Annotated in this window: 24 protein-coding genes; 9 read left to right on the forward strand and 15 right to left on the reverse strand. The window is 61.5% G+C overall.

Translation table 11 applies throughout. The features are described 5' to 3' along the window. Window positions 1-7: 7 nt before the first annotated feature. From NKH13_RS17175 to NKH13_RS17185, 3 genes are all read right to left on the reverse strand, one after another. Window positions 8-946: a GlxA family transcriptional regulator gene (locus NKH13_RS17175; RefSeq protein ID WP_302895626.1), complete on the reverse strand. Its 939-nt coding sequence runs from the start codon at window positions 944-946 to the stop codon at window positions 8-10. A 349-nt stretch (window positions 947-1,295) separates the two neighbouring features. Further along, complete coding sequence (locus tag NKH13_RS17180) at window positions 1,296-1,430, reverse strand: hypothetical protein (RefSeq protein ID WP_013894968.1); 135 nt, start codon at window positions 1,428-1,430, stop codon at window positions 1,296-1,298. A 335-nt stretch (window positions 1,431-1,765) separates the two neighbouring features. After that, complete coding sequence (locus NKH13_RS17185) at window positions 1,766-1,951, reverse strand: hypothetical protein (protein WP_352452109.1); 186 nt, start codon at window positions 1,949-1,951, stop codon at window positions 1,766-1,768. A 231-nt stretch (window positions 1,952-2,182) separates the two neighbouring features. On the opposite strand from NKH13_RS17185, the gene NKH13_RS17190 reads away from it, so the two are divergent. Next, the gene (locus NKH13_RS17190) at window positions 2,183-3,082 is read left to right on the forward strand and encodes a LysR substrate-binding domain-containing protein (protein ID WP_352913224.1); all 900 of its coding nucleotides are present in this window, start codon (window positions 2,183-2,185) and stop codon (window positions 3,080-3,082) included. A 6-nt stretch (window positions 3,083-3,088) separates the two neighbouring features. On the opposite strand, the gene NKH13_RS17195 is transcribed toward NKH13_RS17190, so the two are convergent. Beyond that, the gene (locus NKH13_RS17195) at window positions 3,089-4,072 is read right to left on the reverse strand and encodes an alpha/beta hydrolase (RefSeq protein ID WP_292654722.1); all 984 of its coding nucleotides are present in this window, start codon (window positions 4,070-4,072) and stop codon (window positions 3,089-3,091) included. A 268-nt stretch (window positions 4,073-4,340) separates the two neighbouring features. Beyond that, window positions 4,341-4,523 (reverse strand): hypothetical protein, encoded by a 183-nt coding sequence (locus NKH13_RS17200; protein ID WP_352467719.1) that lies wholly within the window; start codon window positions 4,521-4,523, stop codon window positions 4,341-4,343. Between the two features lie 275 nt (window positions 4,524-4,798). Between NKH13_RS17200 and NKH13_RS17205 the strand changes: the two genes are divergently transcribed. After that, window positions 4,799-5,632: a class I SAM-dependent methyltransferase gene (locus NKH13_RS17205; protein ID WP_352913227.1), complete on the forward strand. Its 834-nt coding sequence runs from the start codon at window positions 4,799-4,801 to the stop codon at window positions 5,630-5,632. A 28-nt stretch (window positions 5,633-5,660) separates the two neighbouring features. On the opposite strand, the gene NKH13_RS17210 is transcribed toward NKH13_RS17205, so the two are convergent. From NKH13_RS17210 to NKH13_RS17245, 8 genes are all read right to left on the reverse strand, one after another. Then, window positions 5,661-7,730 (reverse strand): ASKHA domain-containing protein, encoded by a 2,070-nt coding sequence (locus tag NKH13_RS17210; RefSeq protein ID WP_352913228.1) that lies wholly within the window; start codon window positions 7,728-7,730, stop codon window positions 5,661-5,663. 113 nt (window positions 7,731-7,843) lie between these two features. Next, the gene (locus NKH13_RS17215; protein ID WP_352467721.1) at window positions 7,844-8,818 is read right to left on the reverse strand and encodes a methyltetrahydrofolate cobalamin methyltransferase; all 975 of its coding nucleotides are present in this window, start codon (window positions 8,816-8,818) and stop codon (window positions 7,844-7,846) included. An 80-nt stretch (window positions 8,819-8,898) separates the two neighbouring features. Continuing rightward, complete coding sequence (locus NKH13_RS17220; protein ID WP_352913230.1) at window positions 8,899-9,990, reverse strand: methylenetetrahydrofolate reductase; 1,092 nt, start codon at window positions 9,988-9,990, stop codon at window positions 8,899-8,901. After that, on the reverse strand, window positions 9,987-10,610 hold the full coding sequence (locus NKH13_RS17225) for a methylenetetrahydrofolate reductase C-terminal domain-containing protein (protein ID WP_352913232.1): 624 nt from the start codon (window positions 10,608-10,610) through the stop codon (window positions 9,987-9,989). Before NKH13_RS17225 ends, NKH13_RS17220 begins: the two co-directional genes overlap by 4 nt. After that, complete coding sequence (locus tag NKH13_RS17230; RefSeq protein ID WP_292654739.1) at window positions 10,603-10,905, reverse strand: virulence factor; 303 nt, start codon at window positions 10,903-10,905, stop codon at window positions 10,603-10,605. The genes NKH13_RS17225 and NKH13_RS17230 overlap by 8 nt, the downstream gene beginning before the upstream one ends. 236 nt (window positions 10,906-11,141) lie before the next feature. After that, window positions 11,142-12,053, reverse strand: a complete 912-nt coding sequence (locus NKH13_RS17235; protein WP_352913234.1) for a fatty acid desaturase — start codon at window positions 12,051-12,053, stop codon at window positions 11,142-11,144. A gap of 43 nt (window positions 12,054-12,096) precedes the next feature. Next, window positions 12,097-12,879: a formyl transferase gene (locus NKH13_RS17240; protein ID WP_352913236.1), complete on the reverse strand. Its 783-nt coding sequence runs from the start codon at window positions 12,877-12,879 to the stop codon at window positions 12,097-12,099. 78 nt (window positions 12,880-12,957) lie between these two features. Next, window positions 12,958-13,533, reverse strand: coding sequence for a DUF4893 domain-containing protein (locus NKH13_RS17245; RefSeq protein ID WP_352913238.1), 576 nt, complete (start codon window positions 13,531-13,533; stop codon window positions 12,958-12,960). A 120-nt stretch (window positions 13,534-13,653) separates the two neighbouring features. On the opposite strand from NKH13_RS17245, the gene NKH13_RS17250 reads away from it, so the two are divergent. Beyond that, the gene (locus NKH13_RS17250; protein ID WP_352913239.1) at window positions 13,654-14,565 is read left to right on the forward strand and encodes an NAD-dependent epimerase/dehydratase family protein; all 912 of its coding nucleotides are present in this window, start codon (window positions 13,654-13,656) and stop codon (window positions 14,563-14,565) included. Between the two features lie 44 nt (window positions 14,566-14,609). After that, window positions 14,610-15,125: a hypothetical protein gene (locus NKH13_RS17255; RefSeq protein WP_352913241.1), complete on the forward strand. Its 516-nt coding sequence runs from the start codon at window positions 14,610-14,612 to the stop codon at window positions 15,123-15,125. A gap of 59 nt (window positions 15,126-15,184) precedes the next feature. On the opposite strand, the gene NKH13_RS17260 is transcribed toward NKH13_RS17255, so the two are convergent. After that, complete coding sequence (locus NKH13_RS17260; protein WP_352913242.1) at window positions 15,185-15,814, reverse strand: DUF1638 domain-containing protein; 630 nt, start codon at window positions 15,812-15,814, stop codon at window positions 15,185-15,187. A 64-nt stretch (window positions 15,815-15,878) separates the two neighbouring features. Between NKH13_RS17260 and NKH13_RS17265 the strand changes: the two genes are divergently transcribed. Further along, window positions 15,879-16,019, forward strand: a complete 141-nt coding sequence (locus NKH13_RS17265) for an EncA/B family entericidin (RefSeq protein ID WP_292654758.1) — start codon at window positions 15,879-15,881, stop codon at window positions 16,017-16,019. An 81-nt stretch (window positions 16,020-16,100) separates the two neighbouring features. Here the strand turns inward: NKH13_RS17265 and NKH13_RS17270 are convergent, their stop codons facing one another. After that, window positions 16,101-16,799, reverse strand: a complete 699-nt coding sequence (locus NKH13_RS17270; protein ID WP_023676506.1) for a cobalamin B12-binding domain-containing protein — start codon at window positions 16,797-16,799, stop codon at window positions 16,101-16,103. A gap of 308 nt (window positions 16,800-17,107) precedes the next feature. Between NKH13_RS17270 and NKH13_RS17275 the strand changes: the two genes are divergently transcribed. From NKH13_RS17275 to NKH13_RS17290, 4 genes are all read left to right on the forward strand, one after another. Continuing rightward, on the forward strand, window positions 17,108-18,682 hold the full coding sequence (locus NKH13_RS17275; protein WP_352500948.1) for a trimethylamine methyltransferase family protein: 1,575 nt from the start codon (window positions 17,108-17,110) through the stop codon (window positions 18,680-18,682). 107 nt (window positions 18,683-18,789) lie between these two features. Next, window positions 18,790-19,461: a hypothetical protein gene (locus NKH13_RS17280; RefSeq protein WP_352719684.1), complete on the forward strand. Its 672-nt coding sequence runs from the start codon at window positions 18,790-18,792 to the stop codon at window positions 19,459-19,461. Between the two features lie 104 nt (window positions 19,462-19,565). After that, window positions 19,566-20,321 (forward strand): dienelactone hydrolase family protein, encoded by a 756-nt coding sequence (locus tag NKH13_RS17285; protein WP_352719682.1) that lies wholly within the window; start codon window positions 19,566-19,568, stop codon window positions 20,319-20,321. Window positions 20,322-20,389: 68 nt separating this feature from the next. Continuing rightward, window positions 20,390-20,950, forward strand: coding sequence for an RNA polymerase sigma factor (locus NKH13_RS17290; protein WP_352913245.1), 561 nt, complete (start codon window positions 20,390-20,392; stop codon window positions 20,948-20,950). Window positions 20,951-20,952: the final 2 nt, after the last annotated feature.

Below are 20,952 nucleotides of genomic sequence, written 5' to 3' on the forward strand. Positions count from 1 at the left end.
GGTCCGATCAAGCCGCCAGAAGCTGCTTGCGGTCGACGCGTTCTTGTTGCGGCGAGCGGGCGTACAACTCGCGATAACATTTGGAGAAATGCGATGCGGAAACAAAGCCGCAGGCGACCGCCACTTCGACCACCGGCAACGACGACTGGATCAGCAGGTGCCGGGCGCGGTCGAGGCGGATCTCCAGATAGTAACGGGCAGGGGAGCGCCCCATCTCTGTGCGGAACAGGCGCTCAATCTGCCGGCGCGACAGGTCGACATGGTCAGCGATCTCGATCAGCGAGAGCGGCTCGGAGAGATTGGCCTCCATCAGCTCGATAATGGTCAGAACCTTGGAATTCTGCACGCCAAGGCGGGCGCGCAGCGGCAGGCGCTGGCGGTCGGTCGGGCTGCGCACGCGATCGGTCAGCACCTGCTCGCAGACGCGGTTGACGAGGCTCTCGTCGAAATCGTCGCCTATCAGCTTCAGCATCATGTCTAGCGCGGCGGTGCCGCCGGCGCAGGTGTAGATGTTCTGGTCGATCTCGAAGAGGTCGGCGAAGACATTGGCCTTGGGGAACGCCTCGGAAAAGCCCGGCAGGTTCTCCCAATGGATGGCGCAGCGCTTGTTGGACAGCAGGCCCGCGGCGGCCAGGATATGCGCGCCGGTGCACAGGCCGCCGACGGCAACGCCGCGATTGTACTCCTCGCGCAGCCAGGCAAAGGCCGATTTGTTCTGATAGCGCTCGACATTGATGCCGCTGCAGACGATGGCCATGTTCGGCCGGTCCGGTCCGGACATTTTCTTGCGCTCTTCCTCCAGCGAGGTGTTGACGGCGCATTCGACGCCGTTCGAGGCGCGCACCGGCTTGCCGTCGATGCTGGCGAGCCGCCAGCGATAGGCTTCATAGCCGAGCATGCGGTTGGCCGAACGCAACGGATCGAGCGCCGTCGCGAAGGCGATCATGGTGAAATCGGGGACCAGGAAGAATACAAACGATCGCCGGATCGGGTGCTTTACGACGTTCACGGGTAGATCCTCACGCTGCAATGGCGCGAACAGGATGTCGCGATCAGCATAGCGACATCAGGAAAAACGTTTCCTGTCAATTGGCTAGATGGCAACGGAAAGACTTTATTTGCGACATGGGTCGCAAATGGGCAATCGCTATGCGGCGAAGGGCACAATGTGCCGCCGGATCGACCAAACGAGCCGACGCAGTCTGCGCACACGAAAACGCCGCCTCGGCAAAGCCGAAGCGGCGCTGGATCGACGTCGAAGCAGCGCTAGGCTGCTTCCGCCAAGATTTGCTGTCTCAGGCGACAAAGCCGAGGCGCGCGGCAGCCATGGCGCCGGTCTGGCCAGGCATGGTGTTGGCCAGGCGCTGGCGCTCGAGCGCGGTCGTCAGGTTCATTTCGCGGCGGGCAAAGAGGCGGGCAAAAAGCTTCATGATCATCTCCATTCGGTTGCTCAGACGGGTCGCCTTCGCTTGATGGAGTGGGGCAGCTCGTTTGTTGATGATGATATAGGCTTACGTGAGGGGAAACTAAATCGCAAAAGCGAAGCACTTGATATGAAAAGCGACACGGAATGCGACAAATTTGGGCATTCTGCCCAGGATTTTCGATTATTTACAATGTGTTGATTGCCGGCGCGGGCTGCTATGCGACTTGCTCATATGCGTCATGCGGCGGCGACATGGCTCGGGGAAATCATTTGAATACAAACAAAAAGGCCTGCCGGGCTGATCTGCGCGGCAGGCCTTCAGCTGTTGATACACACGGTTTACTTTGCTCCAGCCCAAGATCCCACACCATGGCGAGTGCCGGCCTTGGCGTCGGCAGCTTCGGGCCAGCCGATATCCTTCTGCAGTTCAATCGGCAGTGCGCGGATGGCGCGTTCCGTCTGGTAGCGGGCGCGGGCCTCACTGAATTCGGTCGCGATCCGACCGATGGATGACAGGATAGACATCTCATTCTCCTTCGCGTTGGGCCGGGATTTTCCCGGCGCTTGCAGCGTCAGGCGGTACACCGGGTTTGTTTCAGCTTCATTTCGTGTCGATTGCAGGTCCGTGTCATGGTTGTTTCCCGGACCACTTCGATGCAGCCTGCCTTCGATGGAGTTGACTATCCTCCCAAACTGATGTTCAATCAAACGAAATGGAATGATGGTTTGCATCAGAAAAATTGAAGGTCGATTCCCATGAACGCCCCACTCAATCATCCGCTGCCGCTGCTCGATCTCGATGTTCTGCGCACTTTCGTCGCAATCGCCGAGACTGGCAGCTTCACCACTGCGGCCAATGCGGTCTTCCGCACGCCGTCGGCCGTCTCCATGCAGATCAAGAAGCTGGAGGACATACTCGGCCGCTCGGTGTTCGCGCGCGACGCCCGTTCGGTGACGCTGACCACCGATGGCGAGATGCTGCTCGGCTATGCGCGCCGGCTGCTGTCGATAAATCGCGAGGTGGTGTCGAAGTTCATCATTCCAGACATCGTCGGGGTGGTGCGGCTCGGCTCGCCGGACGATTACGGCGAACGTGTGCTGCCGCATGTGCTGAAGCGGTTCGCACAATCGCATCCATCAATCGCGGTCGACGTCACCATCGACCAGAGCGTCAATTTGCGCCGGCGCATGGACGACCGGGCGCTCGACATCACGCTGCTAACCAACTCCTACAAGACCAGCGCGATCGGCGCCGAAGTGCTGCTCACAGAGCCGATCGTCTGGGCCGGTGCCAAGGGCGGTTGCGCGCATCTGCGCGAGCCGCTGCCGGTCTCATTGTGGGAAGAGGGCTGTGCCTGGCGGGCAGGGGCATTGGAGGCGCTTGGCCGCGAGGGCCGCAACTACCGCATCGCCTATATGAGCGCACACACGGCCGGCCAGCGCGCCGCGATCATGGCGGATCTTGCAGTCGCGCCGCTGCCGAAATCGTTCCTCGGCAGTGACATGGTCGAGCTGTGCCCGAAGGACGGCATGCCTGACATCGGCACCTACAATCTCGCCATGGTGGTGACGCCAGACGCCAGCGCGCCGGTGAAGGCAGTCGCCGACCATATCCGCGCGACGTTTGAGGTGTTCAGGGAAACTGGGAAGTTCTGACCCAAACTACGACCTGAGCGGCGCAACCAGATCGCGAGGGGTTCCGTCGCGGTCTGTCCTTTGCAGCGACAACTCGCCTGCCGTGGCATGGTAACTGTCAGTTTCGTTGGTCAAGAAGGCCACTATACTGTCCCGCGCGCGTCGCGCCTCCGGCATGTCGATCAACGGCCAGACATGGAACATGCCTTGCTCGTGGACGACCTCAATTTCGACGCCGGCCGCGCGTGCCTTTTCCGCGAAGATCAGATTGTCGGGGGTGAGCAGATCGCGTGAACCGGTCAGCAGCAGCGTTTTGGGCAGCACCGACAGGTCGCCGTAAACCGGGCTGATGCGCCAGTCGGTGGGATCTATGCCGGCGCTGTAAAGCCGGATCGCCTCGCGGCCGCCAGCAATGCCTAGCCACGGATCGTTGCGTTCAGCCTCATACATTTCTGGGTTGGCGAGCGACACGTCGAGGCCGGGCGAAATCAGCACGTGGCGTGATGGCAAGGGCAGGCCGTCTTGCGCAGCCATCATGGTCAGCACGACGGCCATGTTTCCGCCGGCGGAATCGCCCATGAAGATGATGTCATTCGCCCTGGTTTCGCCGAACATCTGGCGGTAGACGGCGCCGACCATGCCGAACATGGCGTGGAAATCGTGTTCGGGAGCAATGGGATAGATCGGCACGGTGATGCCGAACCCGAGACGGTCGGCCATGTCGGCGATCAGCCGCCAATGATAGGGTGTGATTTCAAAGACGTAAGCGCCGCCGTGCAGGTAGAGAATCCGCCTCCGCTCGCCAGCCTGGGGAGCGATCTCGTAGACGGGGAAGCCGCTGATCGTGCGGGTTGTGATCTCCAGGCGCGACTGCAGCGACGCAGGCGGCTGATGGTTTTCAGTCTTGCGCGCATAGGCGATCCAGCGCTGCAGGTTCTCCGGGCTGGAAAACGCCTTCTTGCGACTGTACCTGAGGACGAACGACACGACGTGGCTTTTGAGGCTGGGCATGCAGATACACGGACTTCGGCTGAGCCGACTAAGAGAACCCCCGACTATTTCGAAGATTGTGTCGCCACCAAAAAAGTCAAGATTTATGCGATCTCAACACGGTGGTTTGATCCCGGCTGGCGACAAAGCGTCCGGCCATGAAGTCGCTGGCCCAGCGGCGCAGCTCAACGCCGGGGCAGTAATGCGGCGCGCAGCCAATTGCTGGGTGCAGCCGGAGCCGCATTGCGGCCCCGGCGAATACCGAGCAGCTTGCATTTGTCGATGAATTTCATCCGCGCTGCATGCCCCAGCCGACCGAAAGCTGCTTTTCGCTCGAACGCGGCGACACCGGCCAGCCAATGTCCTTTTGGATCTCAGGCGGCAAGCTGTTCAGGATGCGCAGCGACTTGCGCGCTTCGCGTGTTTTCTTGATGGCCGCACCATAGCGGCCGAGGCTTTCGAACATCGACATCGTGCTCTCCTTTGAGTGTTGCGGCGGGACAAGAGATGTTCTCTACCGGCCATCGATGCCGGTTAAATGCACCGCATATGTATCTGGCGGATTTCACGAAAACGGCAGTTTGTTTCAGGCTGGGCTGATCCGGAAACATTTGCATGCAAATGAAATTGGGGCGAAGTGCCGTTGTCGCCTTCTGGATAACCGTCTCGGTGGGCCGGAACTTGTGACCGCTGGTTCACAGCGCCCGGCGCTGTTAGTGTCTTCATGCCGACAGACGAGAGATTGTGATGGGCAGTGCCGACGCAATCAGCGAAATGCCATATGCGCTCGGCCATTCCGAGCTGGAGTTGCGGCGCCTCAGTACCCAAGCACGCCTGATCGACCCGATCACGCGACGTTTTTTCATGGAGGCTGGAATTGCTCCCGGAATGCGCGTGCTCGACGTCGGTTCGGGAGCTGGCGATGTCGCCATCCTGCTTGCCGATTTGGTCGGCCCGACGGGAAAGGTTGTCGGAATGGATACTTCCGCCACGGCGCTCGACATCGCCCGGCGTCGAGTTGCCGCGCTCGGATTGAACAATGTGACGTTCGATATGGGGGATCCCACGGAGATATGCCTGGCGCAGGCCGTCGACGCGATTGCTGGCCGCTACGTCCTGCAGTTTATGCCTGATCCTGCGGCCGCCCTGGCCAAACTGAAGACCCATTTGCTTCCTGGCGGCATCATCGTCTTCCACGAGTTGGATTGGGCTGGCGCGCGCTTGGTGCCGCCTGCGCCGCTCTACGACCGCTGCTGTGCGCTGTGCGCCGAAACCATTCGCCGTCTCGGCGCCGAAACCGGCATGGGTCCGAAATTGCATATCGCATTTGTGAACGCCGGCATTCGTCCGCCATCGATGCGGCTGGAATCCGTTGTCGGTTCGGGCCCGGCGGATGCCGACAAGCTCGATCTTGTCGCTGATCTTGTGCGGACGCTGCTACCAGACATGGAGCGTCTCGGAATCGTCGTCAAAGACGAGATCGATACCAAAACCCTGTCGCCAAGAATGCTCGACGAGGTCGTTTCGCTCGGAAGTGTGGTCATCGGGCGGGCGGAAATCGGTGCGTGGTCGCGCATCTGATTGGTCGTTCAAACCGTCCGACGTTTCTTCACTCCCGGCTACGCCGGGCCGCGTGGCCTTCGCGGGAGCGCCGGCGCGGGGCGGCGTCACCGGCGACACCGTCCTCGCTGACGGTCTTGCGGGGTGGCAGTTTCACCGCCGCCGACAATTTTGGGAACGGGTCGATCTTGTTCGGGAGCGCCATGGCATAAACGAAATGTTCCTGGAATTTCGGCTCCAGCGCCGTCTCGATCTTCTCGATCTTGCTAACGGTTTCCTCGATCTCGCGGCGATAGCCACGGTTCAACAGCGCCATGCGGGCGCCGGCGCCGGCCGCATTGCCAACGGCCGAGACCTTGTCGAGGTCGCAATCCGGGATCAGGCCCAGCACCATTGCGTATTTCGGGTCGATGAACGAGCCGAAGGCGCCGGCGAAGTGGATGCGGTCGACATGATCGGTGTGCTGCTTTTCCATCAAAAGCTTGGTGCCGGCATAAAGGGCGGCCTTGGCAAGCTGGATAGCGCGCACATCAGTCTGGGTGATGGTGATCTTGGGCTCGCCTTCCTTCAGCACATAGGAGAAGGTGCGGCCGTTGGCGACGACGCGAGACGAGTTGGCGCTCAGCGATCCATCGACGACGCCGTCCTCGGAGATGATGCCGGCGAGATACATCTCGGCGACCACCTCGATGATGCCAGAGCCGCAAATGCCGGTGACGCCAGTCGCCTGCACGCTGTCGAGGAAGCCCGGCTCGTCGGACCAGAGTTCCGAGCCGATGACGCGGTATTTAGGCTCCAGCGTTTCGGGATCGATACGGACGCGCTCGATGGCACCCGGTGCGGCACGCTGGCCACCGGAGATTTCCGCACCCTCGAAGGCTGGGCCGGTTGGCGAGGAGGCCGCCACGACCCGCTGGCGATTGCCGAGCACGATCTCGGCATTGGTGCCGACATCGACGATCAGCATCATCTCCTCCTGGCGGTGCGGGCCTTCCGACAGCGTCACCGCGGCCGCGTCGGCGCCGACATGGCCGGCAATGCAGGGCAGCATATAGAGGCGAGCGCCCTGATTGAGCTTCAGGCCGATGTCCGATGCCTTTATGTGCACGGCGCCCGAGACGGCAAGTGCGAAGGGTGCGCCGCCGAGTTCGGTGGGATCGATGCCGAGGAACAGGTGATGCATGATCGGATTGCCGACGAAGACGGAATCCAGGATGTCGTTGCGTTGGACGTTGCCCTCCGCGCAGACCTTGTCGACGAGGCCCGAAATGGCCTCGCGCACGGCGACCGTCATGCCTTCGCGGCCGTCCGGGTTCATCATCACGTAAGAGACGCGGCTCATCAGATCCTCGCCGAAGCGGATCTGCGGATTGGACGTACCCGACGAGGCGGCGACGCGGCCCGACAGCAACGACACCAGATGCATGGCGATCGTGGTCGAGCCGATATCGCAGGCAAGCCCGTACGCCTCGTTCTTGAGGCCGGGCCACAAAGCGATGACCCGCGCGGTCTCGCTGTCGGTGTCCTTGTGGATGGCGGCGGTCGCGGTCCAGTTGCCCTTGCGCAAAATGCCTTGCACCTGCGGCAACAGATGGAAATCGAAATCGAGGCTCTTGAGGCCCCAGTCCTTCATCAGCGCGATTTTCAGGCGGTCGAGGTCGCCGAGTGGCTTGTGCATGTCGGGTTCTTCGATCTCGACATAGCACATGCGGATTGATGCATCGCGGGCGATGACCCTGGTGTCGGCATCCTTGCGGATGGTTTGCGCGTTGATGACGGTATCCTGCGGCACGTCGACGACGAGATCGCCGAGGATCTGCGCCGAGCAGGACAGGCGGCGGCGTTCGGGCAGCCCACGCACGCGCTCGTAGCGCTCTTCCTTCGCGCCCTTGGGCGAGATGTGGTCGTTGGAAGAGACAATCTTGTGCTTGGCGAAATTGCCTTCCTGCACCTCGATCTGGCAGCGCCCGCAAGTGGCACGCCCGCCGCACACGCTCTCGACATAGACACCGAGCTGGCGCGCGGCATCCAGCACCGGCGTGCCGACCGGAAACCGCCCGCGCTTGCCGGACGGCATGAACAGCACGAGCGGATCGGTGATGTTGACGGGAGAGTTCATACGTTCCAGACTTTACTTTCTACGCTGCTCGGGTCTTGGCCACGGCAGCGATGCCGCTGTGTTTCGGTTCCTCCCCAGTCCTAGGCCCCATATCGTGTCGGCCAAGCCATGGCTCAACCCCGGGCCATCCGCGCTTCGCGGCCGCCGCGCCTGCGTCCGCCATTGCCATTGCCATCGCCCGGCGCGTTGACCTGTGTCCGGGCGGCAACGGCCTGGCCGCCTTCAGCAGGCTTGTAGTCCTTGTAGGTCCTGATCCAGTTGGTGCAGTTCTCGTCGGTGCCGTTCAGCACGTTGGCGCCGCGCACCGCTTCCATTTCCTGCGGCCGCACCGGGTTCATGATCGCCGAGGTCATGCCGGCGCCGATCACCATCGGGATGAAGGCGGCGTTGATGCCATGACGGTGCGGCAGGCCGAACGAGATGTTGGAGAGGCCGCAGGTGGTGTTTACCTTGAGCTCCTCGCGCAGCCGGCGTAGCAGGGCAAATACCTGGCGGCCGGCATCGCCCAGCGCGCCGATCGGCATGACCAGCGGGTCGACGACCACATCATGCGCCGGAATCCCGAAGTCGGCGCAGCGCTGAACGATCTTCTTGGCGACGGCAAAGCGCACATCGGGGTCCATCGAAATACCGGTCTCGTCGTTGGAAATGGCGACGACCGGAACGTTGTATTTCTTAATCAGCGGCAGGATGGCTTCGAGCTTTTCCTCCTCGCCGGTGACGGAATTGACCAGAGGCCGGCCCTTGGCGACCTTCAGCGCCGCTTCGATTGCCGCAGTCACGGAGGAGTCGATTGACAACGGCAGGTCGACCAGGCCTTGCACGATCTCCAGCGTCTGCACCAGCAGGCCGGGTTCGGTCTCGTTCGGATTGACAGAGGTGACGCCGGCATTGACGTCGAGCATCGTTGCGCCGCAGGCGGCCTGCTCCAGCGCATCCCTGATGACAGTCTCAAAATTGCCCGCGATCATTTCGGCGGCCAGCTTTTTGCGGCCGGTCGGGTTGATGCGCTCGCCGATCACGCAGAAGGGCTGATCGAAGCCGATGATGATTTCTCGTGTCGCCGAGGCGACGATGGTCCGGGTCATGAAATCTCTCCATCGTGATATAAAGAGTTCTTTATATCGTTATCTGTTTCTGATCAAGCGAATGCTGACGATTCGCGCCGTCAATGCGCGGTCTTGACCATGTCGACCTGGGTTTCGGTGATGTCGTCATGCAGTATGTGGTCAAGCCGATCGGCAACGAGCTGGTCGTCGCGGCGGATTTCGCGCTTCCACGGCCGGCGACCCTTCAGCACGCCGGATTCGTCGACGATCTCGGCGACATATTCTTCCTGGCGGTAGGCCATCACATGGACGCCGGACACACCAGGAATTTCCTTCACCTCATTGATGATGTCGATGCAGAGCTGCTTGCCTTCCTTCTTCTGATCCTGGGCGCCTTCCAGGCGCTTGACGATCTGATCGGGAATGTGAATTCCCGGCACATTGGAGCGGATCCATTTGGCCGTCTTGGCCGAGGCGAGCGGCCCGACGCCGCACAGGATGAAGCATTTCTCGGTATAGCCGAGATCGCGGACCTTCTGCATGTAGGCGCGGAACATCGGTACGTCGAAGCAGTACTGGCTCTGCACGAACTGCGCGCCGGCGGCGATCTTCTTGCCCAGCCGATAGGGACGGAAATCGATCGGCGGCGCGAACGGGTTGATGGCCGCGCCAAGGAAAAGCTGCGGCGGCGTCGTGAGTTTGCGGCCGGACAGGAATTTGCCGTTATCGCGCATGATGCGGCAGGTTTCGAGCAGCGACATGCAGTCGAGATCGAACACCGGCTTGGCGCCGGGCTGGTCGCCGGCCTGCACGCCGTCGCCGGTCAGGCAGAGCATGTTGGCAACACCCATCGCAGCACCCCCAAGCACGTCGCCCTGGATGGCGATGCGGTTCCGGTCGCGGCAGGCGATTTGCATGATCGGGGCATAGCCCATGCGGGTCAGCAGCGCGCAAATACCGACCGACGACATGTGGCAGTTGGCCCCGGAAGCGTCGACGGCATTGATCGCGTCGACCCAGCCGTCGAAAATCCTGGCGCGGTTGTAGACGTCTTCCGGATCGGCGCTGTCGGGCGGATTGAGCTCGGTCGTCACTGCGAACTCGCCGCGTCGCAGGACCCGCTCAAGCCGGCCGCGCGAGGTGTGACCGGGCAGGGGATCGAGCGGCAAATGGATGCCGGCGGGATTCTCGTCTGGCTGGCGGCCGATCATGCCGACGCCCCGGTGTTCGTAGTATTCTGGGCCGCATTGCGGGCGGCCGCGGCCTGCGCGGTCACCCGCAGCCAGGCGGAGGTTTCGCGCAAGGACTGATCCACCGGCTTCTGCACTTCCAAAATCTTGTCGCGATGCACCATGTTCTGCGAGCCTTCCCATGCCTTGACCCAGACGCAAGGCATATCAGGCTCGACCTCGCAATTGCCGTTGGCGCGCACACCGCCGCAAGGGCCGTTGCGCAATTGCTTAGGGCAGTTCATCGGGCACGACATGCCGGTCGAGGAAAGAATGCACTGACCGCACATGCGGCAGTCGAACATGAAGCCCTTGACGCGCTTCTCGACGAATTTCACCGGCCCTTCGACACGGCTGTAGCCGATGCCCTTCCATAGCGGGTGGAGAGTCAGGAACATGTCGGCGAACCTGGCGTAGAACCATTCGAGCAGCCGCGAATGCCGCACCGACCAAAGCCGCACCGCAAACGAGCGCTGCACGCGCCGCTGCGGCGATACGTCGGCCGGCTTGTAGTCGGATTTCGTCGCCGCCTTCTTGACGATGGTCGCCTGGGTCACGCCGGCTTGAGCCGTTGTCGCCGGCATTGATTGGGGATCAGACATTTTCTTTGCCGCCCGCCTTGACCAGAGCGACCAACCGCTCACGGTCGTATTTCGCATCGAGCTCCCGAAGAGCCTTCTCGGCCTCGGCTTCAAGATCGTCACTGACTGGGACGGGCTCTGCCTTGCGCCATTCGGCAAGATAGTCGTCGGTGCCGCCGGCGCCAGTGCGCATGGCGCACATGTCGATCGCCTCGGTGAAGCGCAACGGCAGTTCGCGCTTGGCGTTCTGCCGGCCCTTCTTGACGATGACCTGGGCGGGGATGTCGCGCCAGAAGACGACGATCAGATCGGCCATGAATTCCTGCTCCTGTAGGGCGCCGCGCGTCCAATCGAACGCACAAACGATGCTCTACCACCTAACTCCGCTGCATCGTGCCCTGCGAAGATCGATTCCGATCTTTTGGGCCGATGCAGTGGTTTCGAGCATTGCCGGAAGCGCTGTTGGGCTGCTTGTTATGGGACGACGCGGGGGCCTTCAAAAGCGACGCAATCGACGGCCGCGGTTGAAAGCGGAGTTTCTTCCAGCACTGGTCAGCCGGCGCGGCCATCGAAGCTGCCGACCAGCTTCCTGTGGAAGCGCACGTAACCTCGTTCGGTCGTGCGTAGATGCTCCGCGACGATCTCATGGAAGCGCGGCAGGCTGTGGAAGGGAACGGCCGGATAGGAATGGTGCTCCGAATGGTATGGCATGTTCCAAGCCACCAAGCGCACCAGCCTTGTGGTGAAGGTGGTGCGGGTGTTCTCGAGCATGTTGGCGACATGCGGGCACAACGCGTGCTCGGCCAGCAGGTAGGCCCGCAAAAACGGCTGTCCTACCAGCACCGGCACGATCCAGACCCACAACAGCAGCGCCGACTGCATGGCGAGAGATGCGGCCAGCAACGCCGCATAGCCGATCAGGAACAGCCGTGCTTCGGCAACCACCTTGCCGCGACCCTTTTCCGGTACGAAGCCGTCGCGGTTGCGACCAGCCGCATTGGTTGCGATCACACGAGCCATAGCTATCCAATAGGGGCCGCCGGACAGATAGCGCAGATATTGGCCGATGGTCTCCGGCTTCGGGGCCATCAGTTCGGGGTCGTTGTCCGGGTCGTGGGTGTGGCGGTGATGGGCGAAATGGAAATAGCGGAACCATGCGGGTGGCAGCAGGATCAGGAAGCCGGCCACGGCGGCAACAGCGCGATTGAGCCACGCCGTTCTGAACGCCGTTTCATGGATGGTCTCGTGCAACGGCGTGAAGAAGAAGACGATCAGGATTCCCTGCGGCAAGACGAGAAGCGGCCAGAACGGGATGCCGGCAGCGATCAGCGCGCCCAGCAGGATAACCAGCCCGCCATGGCCGGCCAGCCGGACAATGCCTGGCCGGTCAAGCTTGGCGGTGAGGTCGCGACGGTCCTCGACCGAAAGGCCGGCAATGATGGTGCGGTGGTCGATGTCGCTCATGATGCAATGTTAGTGGTGGGTGGCTGTCCGGTAAATCGGCGCGTCACCAGACGCCGTTCCTTATCCCGGTCCAGAGATAAAACCAGACCGTCGGATGATACCATTGTTTCGAAGGCAGGCCGGGATCCACCGTGCCGAGCTTGCCGGCCAGCGCATCCCTGACCGCTTCGACGCAGATGTCGCGCGAGAATGCCGCCTGCCGCAACGCGTAGCTTGAAATAGTGTCGCCAGGTTGGGGTTTGCCGCGTGCCTGCCGCAACACCCCGCCAGTGTCGACGCCGGCGTCGGTCAGATGCACGGTGGTGCCGAAGTTTTCCGCATCGCCTGAAGCCAGCGCCCAATAGCCGCCGTTCATGCCACGATATTTCGGGGCGATGCCGGCATGGTAGTTGAGGACCGGGCAAGGGATTTTCGCCAGCGTCTGCCGCGACAGCAAGCGGCAGCCGGCGAGCAGCACGACACCCGGCTGGATTTCCTCGATCGCCTGCAGGCACTCCGGCGCGTTGGCCGACGAGACTTGGATGATCTTTTGCCCAGGCTTCGGTTCGGTTTGCAGCTTCTGCTCGGCGGCGAGCCGTGCTGCGTGGCCGGCGAAGAAGTGCTTGCCGAGCCGGGTCAGCATCATCGTGCCGAGTTGACCGACGGCCGAGGTCCAGCCTTGCCGCCGCGCCCGCCCGAGAAGCAATTGCTTTTTGGATTCAGGGGTTTCGAGGATGACGCTGACAGGCGCGAGGTGGTCGGCGATGGCGTTGACGATCGCCCAGATATGCGGGCCGCCTTCGGTGACGACGACGATCGGCCGTGGGTTTGTTTTCGACCGTGCCATGCTTCGCGACCCCCGCAAAGAGCTGTTCTTTGTGCGCGAATGCTAGGTTGACCGGGTTAACCCTTGGTGATCGGGGGCTCAGCGCTTGAATTCGAGGATATCGAGCTTCGATTCGTAGTGGGGCGCCGGGAACTCGATGCGCCATTCGCTGGCGCTGTTGCGGAAGGCATAGCCGACCTGATCGCTTTCCGGGCCGCTGCCGTAGGGCTTTGCCGGATCGTCGTTGACGTAGAAGGAACCGAGATAGATCGCGCGTTTCTCGGCATCGTCGAAGAAGCGGCCCTTGGTGCGCTGCGAGCCGGTGATCTTTTCCAGTCTCCAGCCGGAACCGTCGTCGCTCACCTTGCATTTGAACCAGCCATAGATGACGAGCGGGCTCAATCCGCCGGCCTTGATGGTGCGGCATTGCCAATTGCCGGTCAGGTCCTTGTCGGAGAAGGAAACCAGCGGCTTTGCCAGCAAGGCGTCGAGCTGCTTGACCTCGGCGGGATCGCCGGCCTTCGCCTCGTTAAGCGCTGCCTTGCGCGTCTCGCCATATTTGTCGAGGCGCGCCTTGTCGGCAGCCGTGATCAGTTTCTGCACCTCGCCGTCGGCGAACGCGGGCAACGTCAAGCAGAGGACAGCTGCCGCGGCAAACATGAGGCGAGCGATCATTGGTGGCGTTTCCCTGTGATGGCTGGAGCAGCCTGTTTTCTTGTCTGGCGCATACCTTAATGTTTCGCAGCGCTCTGTCATCCGTGCTTGAGCATCGACAGCAGAAACGAGGTGGAAAGAATGCGGATCTTGCTGACGGGATCGTCGGGTTGGCTGGGCAGCGCCTTGGCGCCGCGCCTGCGGGCTCTTGGTCATGACGTCACCGGCCTCGATCCCGTCCCATCCTCGGATACGCCAGTCGTCGGCTCAGTCGCCGATCGCGACCTGGTCATGAGGGCGGTCGAGGAGAACCGCATTGAGGCCATCATCCATAGCGGCGCGCTGCACAAGCCTGACATCGAACATCATCGCAACGAGGATTTCGTCGAGACGAATATGCGTGGCACGCTCAACCTGCTCGATGCGGCAGCAGCATTCGCGGTTCAGCGTTTCATCTTCACGTCGACGACATCGCTGATGATTACCCAGGCCATCCGCACCGGCTTCACCGGCGGGGCGCGCAAGGCGGCATGGCTGACGGAAGACATGTCGCCCGAACCGCGCAACATCTACGGCGTCACCAAGCTTTCAGCCGAACACCTCTGTCGGCTCTATCATTTGCAGTTCGGCCTTCCGGTGATCGTACTGCGCACCGCCCGCTTCTTTCCCGAAGTAGACGATATGGCGCATGTGATCGAACAGTCGGACGCCAACACCAAGGCCAATGAGCTGTTGTTTCGCCGGCTGACGGTGGAGGATGCTGCCGACGCCCACATCGCTGCCCTGGAGAGAGCGCCGCAATTGGGCTTCGACATCTTTATCATTTCGGCGCCAACACCGTTCCAGCCCGACGATTGCGCGGCATTGATCGCCGACGCACCGTCGGTCGTCGCGCGCTATTTTCCGGATTATCCGGCACTCTACTTGAAGAAGGGCTGGACGATGTTTTCGTCGATCGATCGGGTCTACGATGCCTCGCGGGCGAGGGACCGGCTGGATTTCGTCTGCAAGACGAGCTTTGCCGATGTGCTCGCCGGGCTTGTGGCGGAATAAGAGCGCAGGTATTCGTCAGGACTGCGCGTCACTGGGAGAGGTAGTTGGGAGTAACAATCCACTTTGAAGGACAGTTACGGGGTCACGAGCAATATGCTGCTTTGCTGCACGAAGCCAAGGCGTTCGCCACTGCGCGAGACTGGCCGGTGCGCGAGATCGATGAGCGCGAGAAGACGCTCAATCGAGTCATTGATGAACGAAACGTGGACTATATTGGCCCTGTGTTTGGAATAGAGCTTCAACCGCATCCCAATTCGGAGCCGCTGCGGCTTGAGTTCGACAAGCACCTCTTCGTTCAACAATATTGTAAAACTCAGTTTGCAGGTTCAGGCGCTCATATCGAGATCATCAGGTTTCTTCGCGAAATTACTCGCTTGTTCTCCAGTCTCTATGTCGTCGATGAAGGGGAGTATTGGGAGCGAAGTGATCCGTCAATTCTGCAAGGTAATTTCGACAATGTCGATGCAATGCTTGCCGAAATATTGCTTAAAGATCCAACCGCGCGGGGGCCGATCCGCCTGGAAACCGGGCGCATTATCGATGTCACATCGGATCGGTGAGGCGGTGGGCGAAAATGACCGGCAGCCTCCGGCAAACGCTTAGAGGACGCTATTTCTTTTTACGAATGTGCTGAGGCGCTGGCCAGTTCCTTCGTCAGGTCACCATAGCCGGTCGAGCGCCGCTCATAGGCGAGGCCGAGCATTTTCGCCGCCTTTTCGGCGACCTTGTCGAGTTCCGGGTCGTTGGTCTGAGCGATATAGATCAGCTTCTCGTAGTTGCCGAAATAGTCCTTGATCAGCTCCGGGTGCTTGTCCAGGCCGAGCGGCTTCATGAAGAAGGCATCGAATTGCCGGCAGAGGAAATCGGTCATGTAGAACGACATCATGTCATCATCGGCGACCTTCGCATAGGCATCCATGCCCTGGTAGAAGGCAAAGCAATGCGGCCCGGCCATGCGCTCGACATCGTGCTTCTCGCAGATCCGATCGAGCAGGCCACCCGTGCCGCAATCGGCATAGCCGACGAAGATGTGTCTGTAGCCGTCGGTCTTGGCCTTCTCGATAGCCTTGTCCATGGCCGGCGCGATGCGGTCCGGATAGAAATGGAACTCCGCCGGCAGGCAGGTCAGGTCGAGATGGTCGAGCCCGAGCTGCTCCTTGACCGCCAAAACTTCGCGCGCAATCATCCCGCAGGCGATGACGAGCAGCCTGTCGCCTTGATCGGATTGTTGTTTTCGCGCGGTAGTCATGGAACCAGTCTAATCCATCTTCGTTGCTGTCCAGCGAATTTATATTCTGAGGGAGACACCAATCATGAAATTGTTCCGCGTTGCGCCAATCGCTATTCTCGCCTGCGCCTTGGCTGTTTCGGCCTGCGCCAACACGGTGCGCGGCGTCGGTAAGGATCTCAAATCCACTGCGAAGGCAGTTGACGATACCGTCAAGAAACCCTGATCTGCACGGCTCTAAACATTTGGGAATAAAAAAGCCGCACTGCAAGGCGCGGCTTTTCTCGTCGGTGCCGGACTTATTGGCTCAGGCCGAAGCGCGGACGTTGTGCTTGCGCTTCATGAAGTCCTTGGCGGTCTCGACTGCCACCGCGGCGTCGCGGCAATAGGCGTCGGCGCCGACGGCTTTGCCGAATTCCTCGTTGAGCGGCGCGCCCCCGACCAGCACGACATAGTCGTCGCGAATGCCCTTTTCCTTCATCGTATCGATGACGACCTTCATGTAAGGCATCGTCGTCGTCAGCAGCGCCGACATGCCGATGATGTCGGGCTGGTGCTTTTCGATGGCATCGAGATATTTTTCGACCGCATTGTTGATGCCGAGGTCGATGACATCGAAGCCGGCGCCTTCCATCATCATGCCGACCAGGTTCTTGCCGATGTCGTGGATGTCGCCCTTGACGGTGCCGATCACCATCTTGCCCTGCTTCGGCGCGCCGGTGGCGACAAGCAGCGGACGCAGGATGAACATGCCGGCCTTCATCGCGTTGGCCGATAGCAGCACTTCGGGAACGAACAGGATGCCGTCGCGGAAATCCTCGCCGACGATGCGCATGCCTTCGACCAGAGCCTCGGTTAGCACCTTGTAAGGCGCCCAGCCGCGCTCGAGAAGGATATTGGTGCCTTCCTCGATTTCTTCCTTCAACCCGTCATAAAGATCGTCGTGCATCTGCTGCACCAACTCGTCGTCGGAGAGTTCCGAAAGGATGATCTCGTCGTCGGCCATTTTTTCTCAGGCTCCTTGCCGGCTACAACTATCGCGGCAGCTTAAAAATATCGCGTCAATACCTAACCTGCGCGGGCCGGTTGTCCATAGCTGATTTGCGACTTCCCGCAAAACGAAAGCGACCGTAAATCTCTTGGAATTCTTGTCGATTTTGCGACAGGCGTTGGCGCTGGCGGGCCGTTTCGAATAGGGTGCATGGCTACGATCCGGCCAGAGACCGCAATATGCGGCCGCAAACGGATTTCAGGCCGGAACAAGAGCCCGGCCAAAGCAAATCAGGCCAGAACGAAAGCCAGGGAAGAACGATTATGAGTGAGAACGCGCCGGTCGATCAGGAAGCGTCAAACGCACGGCGCGGGCGCGCTGCCAGCGGTGGCGCCGCAGCGCGCCGGGCTGCACGTTCGGGCGGCGGCCCCGGCACACAGCTCACCTATATCAAGCGCAAGATCAACGTCTATGAAGTGCTGGACGAGGAAGGCCTGGCGCTGATCGAAAAGAACACCGACACGGTGCTGGAAGAGATCGGCATCATCTTCCGCGACGACGCCGAGGCACTGCAGCTTTGGAAAGAGGCGGGCGCCGACGTCAAGGGCGAGCGGGTGCATTTCCCCAAGGGCCTCTGCCGCTCGCTGTTGAAGACCGCTCCGTCCGTCTATACCCAGCACGCCCGCAACGGCGAGCGCTCGGTGCAGATCGGCGGCAATGCGACAGTGTTCGCGCCGGTCTATGGACCGCCCTTCGTGCGCGATCTCGACGGCGTCAGGCGCTATGCCACGATCGAGGATTTCCGGAATTTCGTGAAACTCGCCTATATGGCGCCGTCGATCCACCATTCGGGCGGCACGGTTTGCGAGCCGGTCGACGTGCCGGTCAACAAGCGCCATCTCGACATGGTCTACAGCCATATCAAATATTCGGACAAGCCGTTCATGGGCTCGGTGACCGCGCCCGAGCGCGCTGAAGATACGGTGGCGATGGCCAAGATCGTTTTCGGTGACGATTTTGTCGAGAACAACACGGTGCTGACCAGCCTGATCAATGCCAACTCGCCGATGGTCTTCGACGAGACCATGCTGGGGGCGCTGAAAGTCTATTCGCGCCATAACCAGGCCTGCATCGTCACGCCCTTCATCCTTGCCGGTGCGATGAGCCCGGTGACGGTCGCCGGTACGCTGACCCAGGTTCTCGCCGAAGTGCTGGCCGGCGCGTCGTTCACACAGCTGATCCGGCCCGGTGCGCCGGTGCTGTTCGGCACCTTCGCCTCGTCGATCTCTATGCAGTCGGGCGCACCGACTTTCGGCACGCCGGAGCCGTCGCTGGTTTCCTATGGCGCGGCGCAGCTTGCCCGCAGGCTCGGCCTGCCGTTCCGCACCGGCGGCTCGCTTTGTGCTTCGAAAATCCCCGATGCGCAGGCCGCCTATGAGAGCGCCAACACGCTGAACTCGACGATCCTCGCCGGCACCAACTTCGTGCTGCATTCGGCCGGCTGGCTCGAGGGCGGTCTCGCCTCCTGCTACGAAAAGTTCATGATGGATATCGACCAGCTCGGCATGACGCAGAAGTTCTCCGAGGGTGTCGACCTGTCGGAAAACGGTCAGGCGATGGATGCCATCCGCCAGGTCGGCCCAGGCAGCCATTACCTCGGCTGCGATCACACCCAGGCGAATTTCCAGACCGCGTTCTACCGCTCCAACATCGCCGATAACAATTCCTACGAGCAGTGGCTGGCCGAAGGCGAAAAAACCGCGCCGCAGCGCGCCAACGAGCTCGCCCGCCGCTGGCTGGAGAGCTACGAGGCGCCTTATCTCGACCCGGGCATCGACGACGGGCTGAAGGACTTCATCGGCAGGAAGAAGGCGTCGATGGCCGACGCCTTCACCTGAAAGGAGCCCGAATCAGGCGGGGCTAAAGTCGCCAACATCATTCACAAGGAAGTCTGGCGGAGTGCCTTCTCCGACCCGGACAAGAAGGGATGATCCCCGAGCGCGGCATGACTGAAACAGTCGCGGTTGCGCTTTCCGCCCACGGCCTCATCCTGCGCGGCGATTTCAATTTTGCGAGCGGTGAGGAAACACCTAGCGGTCTCTCCGGCGCTGCCGCCAGATCCGCCCTGTTGGTCGGCCAGGCAGGTGCCGCACCCTGGCCGCACTTCCTGCGCTGGCTGGAGAGACAGTCACAGCCGATCGACGATCCGCTCGACGCTTGGTCTCGCGAAGTGATCGGCGCCGTGGCCGAAAGATTCGGGGCACGCGCGGTGTCGCCGTCCGACAGGCCTTATCTGCCGTTCCAGCAATGGGCGATGCGTGCGGAGGGGCTGAAGCCGTCGCCGCTCGGCATTCTCATGCATCCGCAATACGGGCTCTGGCATGCCTATCGCGGCGCGCTGCTGTTCGAAGATAGGATTGCACTTTCAGAGCCTCACGAGGCGATCCACCTTTGCGACACATGTGTCGCAAAACCTTGCCTGAGATCCTGTCCGGTCGAGGCTTATTCTGCGGATGGGTTTGCACATGAAACCTGTCTTGCCCATGTGCGCGGGCAAAACGGCGCGCCTTGCCGGACCGGCGGCTGCCTCGATCGCAACGCCTGTCCTTACGGTGCCGATTATCGCTATCCGGCCGAGGTTCAGGCCTTTCACATGGCAGCATTCGCGCGTCTGTAGCGTCGCCGAATGCCGCACGAAATCTTGAAGCAGATCGCCTCATTACAGCTTGCCGCAACGGTCGCAGCGGGTATCTATCGCACGTCAGATCAACGGAGCGGATGATGGCCACGCAAGCGATGCAGATCAAGACAAGCGACGGCATTGCCAAGGCCCGGCTGTTCCGTTCGGCGGCCCCAGCCAAGGCAGCGATCATCCTCTACATGGACGTTTTCGGTCCGCGACCGGCGCTCGATCAGATGGCGGAGCGGCTTACGGGCGAGGGCTATGCGGTGCTTGTGCCGGACCTCTTTTACCGCAATGCGCCCTACGGTCCGTTCGATCCCAAGACTGCGTTCGGCGACGAGAGGAGCAAGGCCGCCATCACAGGTCTCCTCGGCGGCACGACCCAGGAGATGACGATCCGCGACAGTGGCGCTTTCCTCGATGTGCTCGCTGCCCAGGGCCTAACCGGGCCGGTCGGCATTGTCGGCTACTGCATGGGCGGAGCGCGGGCGCTGAACGCCGCGGCCAGCTATCCCGATCGCATCGTTGCCGCAGCAAGTTTCCATGGCGGTAATCTGGCTGGTGACGCCGCCGACAGTCCGCACCGGAAGGCCGCCTCGGTCAAGGCAAGGGTCTATATCGGCACTGCCGGTGTGGACCGCAGCTTTCCGCCTGAGCAATCGGCGCGGCTGGCCGAAGCACTGCGCGCCGCCGAAGTCGACCATGTCATAGAGAACTATGCCGGTACGGCGCATGGCTGGTGCATGCCGGACCATAGTGCCTTCGATGCAGCCGGCGCCGAACGCCACTGGAAGCGGCTGACGACGCTGTTTGCGGAGACGCTCGGCCAAGGCACGCCAACCATTACGACGTGACAGCCCGCCAAAAAATTCTTTCCATCGCCCCAAGGAACCGCCATTAGCCTTCGTCCAACAGGCAAATGATGGCGATGATGCTGGACGAAAGCGAAGCCTCCGACGCCGAACTGATCGGGCGGGCGAAGGGCGGAGACCGGGGTGCTTTCGGCAAGTTGCTCGAAAGGCACTACGGTTTCGTCTATCGCGCCGCCTATCGCTGGTGCGGGAAAAAGGCCGACGCCGAGGATATCGCCCAGGAAGTGTGCGTTCGGCTCGGCCGGGCGATCCGCGACTATCACGGCAGCGGCGCCTTCACGACATGGCTCTACACCATGACGTTGAATGCCGCGCGCGACATGATGCGCAAGACCGCCCGCGAGACTGTCAAGACCGATGCCTATGGCGCTTATGCACTGATTTCAGGAGAGGCGTCGTCCGAGGCGGAAGACCCGGCCGAGGCGCTCTGGGCAGCGGTGCGCAAGCTGCCGGACAAGCAGCGCGACGCGGTGCTGCTGGTCTATGGCGAAGGGCTCAGCCACGCAGCCGCCGCCGAGGCGATGGCGATCTCGGAGACGACGGTTTCCTGGCACATCCATGAGGCGAAGAAACGGTTGAAGACGCTGATGCGTTCAGCCGGGGAAGTGTGACC

Source organism: Mesorhizobium sp. M1348 (assembly GCF_040317925.1).
Classification (GTDB): domain Bacteria; phylum Pseudomonadota; class Alphaproteobacteria; order Rhizobiales; family Rhizobiaceae; genus Mesorhizobium.